General features: G+C 60.2%; 10 protein-coding genes and 1 pseudogene. 2 read left to right on the top strand and 9 right to left on the bottom strand.

The genetic code is table 11. The features are described 5' to 3' along the window. Positions 1–164 precede the first annotated feature (164 nt). The 4 genes from AC1D1M_RS23760 to AC1D1M_RS23745 form a co-directional block, all read right to left on the bottom strand. Entirely contained in the window at positions 165–542 is a 378-nt protein-coding gene (locus AC1D1M_RS23760) for a hypothetical protein (RefSeq protein WP_008019569.1), read from the bottom strand. Between the two features lie 81 nt (positions 543–623). Next, entirely contained in the window at positions 624–1433 is an 810-nt protein-coding gene (locus AC1D1M_RS23755) for a putative RNA methyltransferase (RefSeq protein ID WP_477777482.1), read from the bottom strand. Further along, on the bottom strand, positions 1433–2584 hold the full coding sequence (dapE, locus tag AC1D1M_RS23750; protein ID WP_007995764.1) for a succinyl-diaminopimelate desuccinylase: 1152 nt from the start codon (positions 2582–2584) through the stop codon (positions 1433–1435). The genes AC1D1M_RS23755 and dapE overlap by 1 nt, the downstream gene beginning before the upstream one ends. A gap of 210 nt (positions 2585–2794) precedes the next feature. After that, positions 2795–5386: a glycosyltransferase gene (locus AC1D1M_RS23745; protein ID WP_477777481.1), complete on the bottom strand. Its 2592-nt coding sequence runs from the start codon at positions 5384–5386 to the stop codon at positions 2795–2797. Between the two features lie 250 nt (positions 5387–5636). On the opposite strand from AC1D1M_RS23745, the pseudogene tcdA reads away from it, so the two are divergent. Further along, positions 5637–6365, top strand: a pseudogene (tcdA, locus tag AC1D1M_RS23740) (tRNA cyclic N6-threonylcarbamoyladenosine(37) synthase TcdA); the annotation flags it as partial. 21 nt (positions 6366–6386) lie between these two features. Here the strand turns inward: tcdA and AC1D1M_RS23735 are convergent. The 4 genes from AC1D1M_RS23735 to AC1D1M_RS23720 form a co-directional block, all read right to left on the bottom strand. Further along, on the bottom strand, positions 6387–6794 hold the full coding sequence (locus AC1D1M_RS23735) for a SufE family protein (RefSeq protein WP_477777480.1): 408 nt from the start codon (positions 6792–6794) through the stop codon (positions 6387–6389). After that, positions 6791–7996 (bottom strand): aminotransferase class V-fold PLP-dependent enzyme, encoded by a 1206-nt coding sequence (locus AC1D1M_RS23730; protein WP_477777479.1) that lies wholly within the window; start codon positions 7994–7996, stop codon positions 6791–6793. Before AC1D1M_RS23730 ends, AC1D1M_RS23735 begins: the two co-directional genes overlap by 4 nt. Before the next feature lie 143 nt (positions 7997–8139). Continuing rightward, on the bottom strand, positions 8140–9174 hold the full coding sequence (dapD, locus tag AC1D1M_RS23725; RefSeq protein ID WP_150757296.1) for a 2,3,4,5-tetrahydropyridine-2,6-dicarboxylate N-succinyltransferase: 1035 nt from the start codon (positions 9172–9174) through the stop codon (positions 8140–8142). A 32-nt stretch (positions 9175–9206) separates the two neighbouring features. After that, positions 9207–9569: an ArsC family reductase gene (locus tag AC1D1M_RS23720; protein ID WP_477777478.1), complete on the bottom strand. Its 363-nt coding sequence runs from the start codon at positions 9567–9569 to the stop codon at positions 9207–9209. A 189-nt stretch (positions 9570–9758) separates the two neighbouring features. On the opposite strand from AC1D1M_RS23720, the gene AC1D1M_RS23715 reads away from it, so the two are divergent. Continuing rightward, complete coding sequence (locus AC1D1M_RS23715; protein ID WP_477777477.1) at positions 9759–11390, top strand: Na+/H+ antiporter; 1632 nt, start codon at positions 9759–9761, stop codon at positions 11388–11390. A gap of 104 nt (positions 11391–11494) precedes the next feature. On the opposite strand, the gene AC1D1M_RS23710 is transcribed toward AC1D1M_RS23715, so the two are convergent. Next, positions 11495–12304, bottom strand: coding sequence for a M12 family metallopeptidase (locus AC1D1M_RS23710; protein ID WP_477777476.1), 810 nt, complete (start codon positions 12302–12304; stop codon positions 11495–11497). Positions 12305–12315 lie beyond the last annotated feature (11 nt).

Genomic DNA, 12315 nt, shown 5'->3' with positions numbered 1-12315 from the left:
AGATGTGCAGCGCTATGTCTCGCGCTACAACATCAGCAGGCCTCACAGCTACAACGACTACCGGTCGCCAGTCGCGAAGGAGAGACTGGCGGCGTAAACCTTAACGGGTGTCCAAGATTACTTGACCAGTTCAAGCTCGCTCCCACAGGTTCGGTGTTCAGGCTTTAAGCGGTTTTCCAGGTGATCTCCTCTTCACCATCGGCGCTGATGCGAATCCAGCGATCCGCCGTTTCCTCACCTTCCTCCTCAACCCAGCTACCCGGTGCGCAACGCACTTCGACGTTCAGCGCGGCAAACGCAGCGCGGGCGCAGGCGATGTCGTCGTCCCATGGGGTCTGGTCGCTTTCCAGGTACAGGCTGTTCCACTTGCCAACAGCTTTTGGCAACCAGGTCACTGGAACGTTGCCGGCCTTGCACTTGTAAGTCTGGCCCTTCTGGACCCAATCGGTGCACGGGCCCAATGCCGCACCGAGCCAGGTGGAAATGGCCTTGTGGTCGACGTCGGCGTCTTTCAGGTAAATCTCGATATCGGGTTGGCGCATGGATGTCCTCACTGCGGGTCTGAAAAATCCATTCGCGGATTTAGCCGGCCTCAAGCGACTGCTCAAGGCCAAAAGTTAAGGTTATTGAAGTACGAAATAATCGTAGCGCATCGACACGGTGACCTCGAACGGCTCGGCCTGCTCGATAACAGCGGCACGGCGCTCGGCGCTGGCGCGCCAGCCGTGGGGCGTCATGGCCAGCAGGTTGGCGCGGTCCTGGCCGCTGACCAGCGTCAGTTTGAATTCCAGGGTTTCACTGTGGGCCAGCGCCATGCCTTCCGGCACAAGGGCCAGATGCTTGTCGTCGGTGTATTCGCGGACTTCGTCGTACAGCCGTTCGCGCAATTCCATCAGGTGGCCGCTGGTCGGTCCGACTTTCATCAGGCCGCCGCCAACGCTGAGCAGGCGTTTGGCTTCTTCCCAATCCAGCGGACTGAAAACGCTGGCGAGGAACTGGCAACTGCCCGACTCCAGCGGCACGCGGGCCATGCTGGCGATCAACCAGGTGAGTTTCGGGTTGCGTTTGCAGGCACGTTTGACCGCTTCCCGGGAAATATCCAGCGCGTAGCCTTCGGCACTCGGCAAAGCCTCGGCGATTTGTGCGGTGTAGTAACCCTCGCCACAACCGATGTCCAGCCAGCGCTGCGGTGCATAGCTGGCAGCCAATTCCGCCAGGCGCTTGGCCACCGGGGCGTAGTGCCCGGCGTTCAAAAAGTCGCGGCGGGCTTCGACCATTGCCTGGTTATCCCCAGGGTCGCGGCTGTTCTTGTGCTGCACCGGCAACAGGTTCAAGTAACCCTGGCGCGCACGGTCGAAACGATGCCCGGCGGGGCAGACCACGCCGTTGTCCACCGCGTTCAGCGGTTCACTGCAGATCGGACACGCCAGCATCAGGCGAGCAACTTGATCAGGGTCTGGTAGTAGATCTCGGTCAGCACGTCGAGGTCCGCCGCCAGTACGCGCTCGTTGACCTGGTGGATGGTCGCGTTGACCGGGCCCAGTTCAACCACTTGGGTGCCCATGGTCGCGATGAAGCGACCGTCGGAGGTGCCACCGCTGGTGGACGCCTTGGTGTCGCGACCGGTGATGTCCTTGATGCTCGACGACACCGCGTCCAGCAGCGCGCCTGGCTCGGTGAGGAACGGCAGACCGGACAATGCCCAGTCGACGTGCCAGTCCAGGCCATGCTTGTCGAGGATGTCGGCCACGCGCTTTTGCAGGCCTTCGACGGTGGACTCGGTGGAGAAACGGAAGTTGAACACCGCCACCAGGTCACCCGGGATCACGTTGGTCGCACCGGTGCCGGAATTGACGTTGGAGATCTGGAAACTGGTCGGCGGGAAGAAATCGTTGCCGTGGTCCCAGTGCTCGGCAGCCAGTTCGGCCAGGGCCGGGGCGGCGAGGTGGATCGGGTTCTTGGCCAGGTGCGGGTAGGCCACGTGGCCTTGCACGCCGCGTACGGTCAGCTTGGCGCCGAGGGAGCCGCGACGGCCGTTCTTGACCACGTCACCCACCAGGGTGGTGCTCGACGGTTCGCCGACGATGCACCAGTCCAGACGTTCCTTGCGCGCGGCCAGACGTTCAACCACCGCCTTGGTGCCGTGGTGCGCCGGACCTTCTTCGTCGCTGGTGATCAGGAAGGCGACTTTGCCCTTGTGGTTCGGGTAGTCGGCGACAAAACGCTCGGAGGCGACGGTCATGGCGGCGAGGCTGCCTTTCATGTCGGCGGCGCCACGGCCGCAGAGCATGCCGTGTTCGTCGATCAGTGCGTTGAACGGTTCGATCTGCCAGGCCGTCACGGGGCCGGTCGGGACCACGTCGGTGTGACCGGCGAAGCACAGCACCGGACCGTCGTCCTGGCCGTGGGTGGCCCAGAAGTTATCCACATCTTCGATGCGCATCGGTTCCAGGGTGAAACCGGCATCGCCCAGGCGCTGCATCATCTGCTTCTGGCAATCGGCGTCGATCGGCGTCACGGACGGACGGCGGATCAGGTCGATGGCGAGTTGGAGGGTCGGCGAAAGGTCGGCGTGGGCCGTCATGGAAAACTCCGGAAGCTGTAAATGTGTAGGAGCGAGCTTGCTCGCGATGAACGATGGCACGATCTGTATGACAAACCCCATCGCCTGCATCGCGAGCAAGCTCGCTCCTACAGGTATTGGGTCTGGCCCTTAAGCCAAGCCCCGCAAAATGGCGGTTATCTTAAAGCAAAACGGCGACCATTGGCCGCCGTTTAGTGCATCCGCAGAGATTTAGACGACAGGTGCCGTTTCAGGCTCGGCGGCCGGTTTCGGCAGCGACGACAGGAACGCCATGATCAGCGCCGCCAGGTATGGCAACGACTGCACCAGCAACATGGTCACCCAGAAACGCATGTCGTTGCTCGGCATGCCGTTCACCAGGAAGATCCCCAAGGCAGCGCTCCACAACAGCAGCATGATGAACATCTCTTCCCGGGCTTCCGAAATGGCCACCCAGAAGCCGTGGTTATCGGCGTTTTTCGGCGTACGGAAGAACGGAATGCTGCTGGTGAAGAAGCCGTACAACACCGCTTTGGCGATGGTATGGGACAACGCCAGGCCGGCCAGCGCCGCGCAGAAGGCATCCTTCAAGTTGACCCCGACCGCACGACGGTAGAGGAAGATGATCTTGGCGACCTTGAACACGAACAATGCCAACGGCGGGATTGCGAAGATCAGCAGCGGCGGATCGACCCGTTGCGGCACGATGATCATCGCCGCCGACCACAGCAGTGCGCCAACGGTGAAGAAGATGTTCATGCCGTCCGCCACCCACGGCAACCAGCCCGCGAGGAAGTGGTAACGCTGGCCACGGGTCAGTTCGGTGTCCTTGCCGCGCAGCAGGCTGGCGGTGTGACGCTTGATGATCTGAATTGCTCCGTAGGCCCAGCGGAAACGCTGTTTCTTGAAGTCGATAAAGGTATCGGGCATCAGGCCCTTGCCATAGCTGGTGTGGTAATACGCCGCCGACAGGCCTTTCTCGAATACCCGCAGGCCCAGTTCGGCGTCTTCACAGATGCACCAGTCGGCCCAGCCCAGTTCTTCGAGCACCGAGCGGCGGGTCATGGTCATGGTGCCGTGCTGGATGATCGCGTCACGGTCGTTGCGGGTGACCATGCCGATGTGGAAGAAGCCCTTGTATTCCGCGTAGCAGAGCTTCTTGAAGGTGCTTTCGTTCTGGTCGCGGTAATCCTGCGGCGACTGCACCACGGCGATTTTCGGGTCGGCGAAGTGCGGCACCATGTGCTTGAGCCAGTTGCGGTCGACGCAGTAGTCCGAGTCGATCACGGCAATGACTTCGGCATCCTTGGCGGTGTGCGGAATCAGGTAGTTCAGCGCGCCGCCCTTGAAGCCGGCCAGCGGTGCCACGTGGAAGAACTTGAAGCGCGGGCCGAGGGTTGCGCAGTAATCGCGCACCGGTTCCCAGACAGCAGGGTCCTTGGTGTTGTTGTCGATGATCAGGACTTCGAAATCCGGATAGTCGAGGTTGGCCAAGGCGTTGAGGGTCTGTTTGACCATCTCCGGCGGCTCGTTGTAGCAGGGCACGTGAATCGACACTTTCGGGCGGTAGCTGGAATCGCCTTCCACCGGCAGGAACTCACGCCGGCGCTTGTGCACCCACACCGCTTCGGCCAGTTCATGGGCTTCGGTCAGCAGCACGATAAACACCCCGAGCGCACCGAGGGCAAGCAAAAAGCCCACTGTCAGACTGAACCAGGTGCTGTATTGCTGGCTGTAGTCGTAACCGATCCACACCAGCACCGAACCACACAGGAACGCAATGAAGGTCAGGAAGGTACGGCCACGCTGGCGCAGGGCCGAGCCGTCGATCATCAGCAGGGTCAGCGACAACAGCGCCAATACCACCGAGCCAATGGCCAATACGCGCCATTGCGGAATCGCCACCACCGGGCCTTCGAAGTTGAACTTCTGCTGGCGCGCGGCGTTGAACACGCCCCAGTAGGCGCCGACGGAACCTTCGTCGCTGGCCTTCCACGGCTGGTCAAACGCTTCGATCACGAAGTAGTTGAAGCCCTGGCGGTTGAGCTTGTTGACCAGGGTTCGCAGGTAGATCGCCTGGTCTGCCGGTGAGGCATCGGCGCCACCGCGCATGCGGCCGTTGCTCGGCCAACCCACCTCGGACAGCAGCAGTGGCTTTTTCGGGAACAGCTTTTTCAGGTCGCGGGCGCGGTCGAGGACGAACTGCCCGGCCTTGTCCATCGGGATAAATTCCCAGTAAGGCAGGATGTGCGCGGCGATCAGGTCGACGTGTTTGGCCAGTTCCGGGTGTTCTTCCCAAACGTGCCATTGCTCGGACGTGGTCACTGGCACCTTCACGGCTGCACGGACACGGTCGAGCATCACGCTCAGTTCGGCGGCGGTAATTTCCTTACGGTAAATCGCCTCGTTGCCGACCACCACACGAACCACGCTGCGCGAGGAGTTGGCGATCTCAATGGCGCGGGTAATTTCCCGTTCGTTGCGTTCCTGGTCCGGGCTGATCCAGATCCCCAGGGTCACCCGCAAGCCGAACTCTTCCGCGAGTTTCGGGATGTCTTGCAGGGTGCCATCGACCGAGTAGATGCGGATGTTGTCCGTCAGCTTGCTCATGATCTCCAGGTCGCGACGCATTTGATCGTCGGTCGGGTACTGGTCTTTCTGCGGGAACTGGCCCTGCTGGAATGGCGAGTACGAGAAGCCGGAGATCTGTTCAGGCCAGTTGGGGGCGGTGACCGGGCGGTTGATCAGCGCCCAGAAGCCGGTAAACAAGGCTGCGATGGCAAGCACCACGACCAGGTTGAGTCCAAATTTACGCGATGACATAGCTATTTCGGGTTCCAAAGGCTGTGGAACGAGGGGACGGTCGGCGGCCGTAAAGGGCGCGCATCCTACACCGGCGGTTCTCTGACCGTACAGCGAACAGGGAAATGCCGGACGTTGGGCAATCTGATTTCGCTAAAGTTCTGTCATTTCTGGTGTAGGGCATATCGCCATCGATATGTAGGCTATGTCGCCTCTGATATGTAGGACTTGTTACCGTCTGGCCGTATAATACGCGCCGGTTTTTTAGGTAATGGTCATGAGTACAGAAGATCCGCGGTTTGCCGGCATCGCCCGCTTGTATGGCATCGAAGGGCTTGAGCGACTGCGGGCGGCCCATGTGGCGATCGTTGGCGTCGGTGGTGTCGGTTCCTGGGCGGCGGAAGCCATGGCCCGCTGTGGGGTCGGCGAGATTTCGCTGTTCGACCTGGACGATGTCTGCGTCAGCAATGCCAATCGTCAGCTGCATGCGCTGGACAGTACCGTCGGCAAGCCTAAGGTCGAGGTGATGGCCGAGCGTCTGCGCGGGATCAATCCGGATTGCACGGTGCACGCGGTGCCTGACTTCGTCACCCGCGACACCATGGCCGAGTACATCACGCCGAACATCGACTGCGTGATCGACTGCATCGACAGCGTCAACGCCAAGGCCGCGCTGATCGCCTGGTGCAAGCGGCGCAAGATCCAGATCATCACCACCGGCGGCGCGGGCGGGCAGATTGACCCGACGTTGATCCAGGTCTGCGACCTCAATCGCACGTTCAACGATCCATTGGCTTCGAAAGTGCGCTCCACGCTGCGGCGTGACTACGGCTTCTCACGCACCGTGACCCGCCACTACAGCGTGCCCTGCGTGTTTTCCACCGAGCAACTGCGCTACCCGAAACCGGACGGCAGCATTTGCCTGCAGAAGAGTTTTGTCGGGGATGGGGTGAAGCTCGACTGCGCCGGCGGGTTTGGTGCGGTGATGATGGTGACGGCGGATCGCAGCCTTCGGCAGCTCCTACGCGTCGCTTAGGCTCCGCATCCGCTGAAGCACCGCATTCAAGCCATTACTGCGGGACTCGGACAACTGCCGCCCCAACCCCAACTGATTGAACCAGTCCGGCAAATCCACCTGCTGCAACTCGGCCGCGGACAACCCATTGACCCGCGCCAGCAGCAACGCCACCAACCCGCGAATCAAGCGCGCATCGCTGTTGGCGCTGAATCGCCAATGGTCATCGCGCAATTCGCCCACCAGCCACACCTGGCTTTCACAGCCGTGCACTCGGTTGGCATCACACATCTGCGCATCACTCAACGCCGGCAGACGTTCTCCCCATTGCATCAGCAGGCGTGCGCGTTGTTCCCAGCCGGCCGCTTTCTGAAAGGTTTCGAGTGCCGTCACGGCATCGGCAGGCAGGTTCATCGCAATAGCTCCAGCGCCTGATCCAAGGCTTCAAAGAACCGCTCGAGGTCTTCGGAATCGTTGTACAGCGCCAACGACACCCGAATCGCTCCGGCCAGTTCAAAGCGTTTGAGCAGCGGCATGGCGCAGTGATGGCCGGCACGCACTGCGATCCCTTGTTCGGTCAGCAAATGCGCGAGATCGGAGTTATGCACACCTTCTACGGTGAAACTGGCCAGTGCCACCTGCGGCTTGCCCAACAGGCGAATGCCGTTGCGCGCTTCAAGGCCCTTGAGCAGACCGGTATGCAGCGCTGCTTCATGGGCTGACACGACGTTCTGATCGAGCCCGGCGAGGTAATCGAGGGTCGCTCCGAGGCCGATCACACTGGCAATCGGCGGCGTCCCGGCCTCGAAACCCAGCGGTGCCGGGCGAAAGCGTGCGTCGTGATAATTGGCGTCCAGCACCATTTCACCGCCGAACTGCCAGGGACGCAGCTGTTGCAGCGCTGTATTGCGCCCGTACAGCACGCCCAGGCCATCGGGGCCGTAGAGCTTGTGGCTGGAGAACACATAAAAATCGCAGCCCAGCGCTTGCACGTCATGGCGGCCATGGACCACGCCCTGGGCGCCGTCGATCACAGTCAGAGCGTTGTGCGCCTTGGCCAGTGCCAGCAATTCGGGCAGCGGCTGCCACGCGCCAATCACGTTGGACAGCTGACTGACCGCCAGCAGACGTGTGCGCGAGCCGATCAAACCGGCGGCGGCTTCAAGGTCGATCACGCCGACGGCATCCAGTGGCAGGATCACCAGTTTCAGGTCGCGACGGTGCGCCAGTTGCTGCCATGGCAGCAGGTTGGCGTGATGCTCCAGGGCGCTGATGACAATCTCGTCGCCCGGATTGAAAAGATGTTCCAGGCCGTAGGCCAGGAGATTCAGCGCGGACGTCGCGCCGTGGGTGAAGATGATCTGCCCGCAATCACCAGCATTGAGCCATTGCGCGACTTTGCGGCGGCTGTCCTCGAACGCCTGGGTGGCGTGGGCGCCGGGCAGGTGCTGCGCCCGATGCACGTTGGCCGCGCCGTTGGCGTAGTAATGCGCCAGGGCATCCAGCAGGGCTTGAGGTTTTTGCGTGGTGGCGGCGTTGTCCAGATAGGTCTGGCCTTGCCGTTGCAGGGCGGCGATGGCCGGAAAATCGGCGCGCCAGGGAGAGAGAATCATCATGTGTTCAGCCCTGTGAACTTGGGCGGATGTACACCGGACCTTGTGGGAGCGAGCTTGCTCGCGATGGCGTCCGTAAGGCCGCCAAAAAGCATCGCGAGCAAGGCGAATCGTCGCACCGTCGCTCCCACAGGTGCCTGCGGCACTTAGTTGTGAGCGTGCAGCGCTTCGTTCAGTTCGATGGCCGATTTGTGGGTTTTGCATTCCACGGCACCGGTCTCCGAATTGCGACGGAACAGCAGGTCCGGCTGGCCGGCCAGTTCACGGGCCTTGACCACTTTGACCAGCTGATTGTTCTCGTCCAGCAGCGCGACTTTGGTGCCGGCGGTCACGTACAGGCCCGATTCCACGGTGTTGCGGTCGCCCAACGGGATACCGATACCAGCGTTGGCGCCGATCAGGCAGCCTTCGCCGACCTTGATCACGATGTTGCCGCCACCCGACAGGGTGCCCATGGTCGAGCAGCCGCCGCCCAGGTCCGAACCCTTGCCGACGAATACACCAGCGGATACGCGGCCTTCGATCATGCCTGGGCCTTCGGTGCCGGCGTTGAAGTTGATGAAGCCTTCGTGCATCACGGTGGTACCTTCGCCCACGTAAGCACCCAGACGCAGACGCGCAGCGTCAGCGATACGCACGCCGGCCGGAACCACGTAGTCGGTCATTTTCGGGAACTTGTCCACCGAGAACACTTCCAGCAGCTCGCCGCGCAGGCGGGCTTCGAGTTGCAGTTCGGCCAGTTCGCTCAGATCGACCGCGCCCTGGCTGGTCCAGGCCACGTTCGGCAGCAGCGGGAAGATCCCGGCCAGGTTCAGGCCGTGTGGCTTGACCAGGCGATGGCTCAGCAGGTGCAGCTTGAGGTAGGCCTCAGGGGTGGACGACAGTTGGGCGTCTTCAGCCAGCAAGGTGGCAACCAGCGGCTTGTGGCTCTCGGCCAGGCGGGTCAGCAGGGCAGCCTGGGCAGCGTCGACGCTTTTCAGCGCTTCAGCCAGCTGCGAGGCCTGGGCGGTGCTGAACGCGATGGCCTGATTGCCTTCGGTGTAGCCCAGGATCGGTGCGATAGCGGCGAGGATTTCAGCCGATGGCTTGAGTACCGGGGCTGCGTAGAACACTTCCAGCCATGCGCCTTGACGGTTTTGAGTGCCGACGCCGAAGGCCAGGCTGAACAGGGTAGTGGACATGTGTATACCTCTAACAAAATTGAACGGGCTGCTTACTTGAGCGCGGCCGCGTAGATGTCTGGCTTGAAGCCAATCAGGGTTCGGTCGCCGAGATCGAGCACCGGGCGCTTGATCATCGAGGGTTGTGCGAGCATCAGTTCGATGGCTTTCGTCTGGTCGAGATCGGCTTTGCGTTCGTCGTCGAGCTTGCGAAAGGTCGTGCCTGCACGGTTCAACACCACCTCCCAACTGTGCTCGTTGCACCATTGGGTGAGGTGTTCACGGTCGATACCGACCGCTTTGTAATCATGAAAGTCATAGCTGACAGCGTGTTCATCGAGCCAGGTGCGCGCCTTTTTCATGGTGTCGCAGGCTTTGATGCCGAAAAGGTGCAACGATTTGCTTGAAACGGTCAAGGAATTGCCCCCTTTGCAGGTGCTGGATTTAAAAGGTGACGGATTATGCCATGGGCATTGAGTTAAAACGCAAAACCTGTGGGATTGCGGTGATTCAGGACGCTCTGTGCCGGTGCGACATAGGTGCAAGGGCCACCGGTAGTCTAAGCGGCTAATATGGCACTTCAATGCATCCGGGAATCCCGCTTTATGCAAACTGCCTACACCGTCCTGATCCTGTTGATGCTGGTCGGCGTTTCGCGCCCGATCGGGCGGGTGGTTCCGCTGCCGTTGCCGTTGGTGCAGATTTCCGCTGGAGCCTTGCTTGCCTGGCCGACGCTCGGCCTCCATGTAGCCCTCGATCCCGAACTGTTCCTGTTTCTGTTCCTGCCGCCGCTGTTGTTCTCCGACGGCTGGCGCATGCCCAAGCGCGAATTCTGGCATCTGCGCGGACCGATTCTGACCCTGGCGGTGGGTCTGGTGCTGTTTACCGTGATCGGCGCCGGCTATTTCATTCACTGGTTGCTTCCCGGTGTGCCCTTGCCGGTAGCGTTTGCCCTGGCGGCCGTGCTGTCGCCGACGGATGCGGTGGCGGTGTCGGCCATTTCCCGCAATCGCCTGCCGACCCCGTTGATGCACATCTTGCAGGGCGAGGCGCTGATGAACGACGCCTCGGGCCTGGTGACGTTCAAATTTGCGCTGGTGGCGGCTGTGACCGGTGTTTTTTCACTGGCCAATGCCAGCCTGACGTTCGTGATGGTCGCCGTGGGTGGTCTGGCCGTCGGGGTGGCCTTGAGCTGGCTGGTCGGCCGTCTGCGGGCGTGGATGATCGCGCGCGGCTGGGATGATCCGGCGACGCACGTGGTGTTCATGTTGCTGCTGCCGTTTGCGGCCTACGTGCTGGCCGAGCGCATGGAAGTGTCGGGCATCCTCTCGGCGGTGGCGGCGGGGATGATGCAGAGCTGGCTCGATCTGTTGCCGCGCCAGACCAATACGCGTTTGCTCAATCGCAGCGTCTGGTCGCTGCTGGAGTTCGCCTTCAACGGTTTGATCTTCCTGCTGTTGGGTCTGCAATTGCCGGACATCATCAAGGCAGTGGCCAGTCACGAAACATCGCTATGGCCGACGTTGCTGTATCGCGGGCTGGACGTAGTGGCAATTTTTCTGGTGCTGCTGGTTTTGCGGTTCGTCTGGGTGCAGAGCATTTGGCGATTGTCGGTGCTGCTGCGGCGCCTGCGCGGCAAGGGTGAAGTGACCCGGGTGCCGACAGCGCGATCCTGTTGGTTGCTGACCGTGGGCGGTGTGCGCGGGGCCGTGACGCTGGCGGGTGTAATGTCGGTGCCGATGCTCATGGGCGCCAGCGCGTTTCCCGAGCGGGACTTGCTGATCTTTATTGCTGCGGGGGTGATTCTGCTGTCGTTGATTGCGGCCTGCATCGCGCTGCCACTGTTGTTGCGTGGCATTGAAGCCAGCCCTGACGACAAGCGGCGCAATGAAGTACGCGACGCGTGGCGCAAAACCGCCGAAGCGGCCATTCATGTGCTTGAGACAGAAGAGGTCAACCCGCAGGACGCCGCCCAGTCCGCGCTGGCCGCCGAGCTCAAGGCGCGAATCATGTCCGAGTACCGCCACCAGTTGGAGGTGTTCAACGATTCCGCTGAAGCCCAGGCCCTGGCCTTTCAGATGGACTTGCTGGAACGGCGTTTGCGTTTGAAGGCGTTGCGGGCGCAACGCCTGGAGTTGTACAACCTGAGCCGCCATCACCAGATAGGTGATGACGTGCTGCGAGAGGTGTTGGGGGAACTGGATCTGAGTGAGGCCAAGCTGGGAGCAGTGAAGTAATGATGCACACTCTTTTGATTGTTTTCATTGCTGTGTTGTGGTGAGTATCGAAGAGTCATCGATATGGCTAGAGCGAAAAGTTGTACTTTAAAAACGTTTACTTGTTAATGAGCGCTGCCGAAAAGTGGTGATTTCAGTTTGTCGTATAGTTTAGAGAGTGTGTCGAATATAGTTTTGTGAGGGTAGATTTTGCGAATTGTCTCCTTGTCTTTTTCACTTGGTTTGAAATTTCCAGGGTGTGACCAGTTGTTTAGGGTAAGTTTGCTATCGATGTCGTAATGCATGACTGATAAGGGGTCGTAATCGCCATAGGTGTAGTATGTGGAGCGAGGTAACGGCAGGACCTGTGAATCAACTAGATCACGCTCCCAGTCGAATTCTTCTTTATACCACGCGTAGACTTTTTCCAGATCCCAAGGGATATCTGCATCGGGATGCTGATGTTCATGATGGAGGCCGAGTGCGTGACCAAATTCATGTAATACGGTGGTTTCAAAAACATCATCCTCTAAAGCTGTTCCTATTTTCATAGTGGGTTCGTCAGGGGGGCAGGTCAGTGCATCTGTACCTAAAAAGGAGTAAGAGCCGATGGTTTGGTTTGGCTCGATTTTTATGCGAATGTCACCCACTGCTCCGGAAATCAATTCGAATTTTAAATTGACATGCGCTAACCATTTGTTCGTAATGTTCTTTACTGTGTTTATGGTTTTCTGGTTCTCGTCGTACATGGCTATTTTCAGGGTGCGCCCAGGCTCCCAGAAAGTAGTATGCATGGCAACGCTTCTCTTGGCGCGTCCGGAAGTATTGGATTTGACATTATCACTTCGTTCATTGATCGCGGCCTCGTAAGAGGCGACTGGATCAATGCTTCTAACAATGCTGCAAGCTCCATTTTTCATAGGGGTGGCGTCCATGTCTTTTGTCG

Source organism: Pseudomonas sp. P1_F7, from assembly GCF_056405655.1.
Note: the sequence above shows the minus strand (reverse complement) of the source record. Positions and strands in the feature narration are given on the sequence as shown.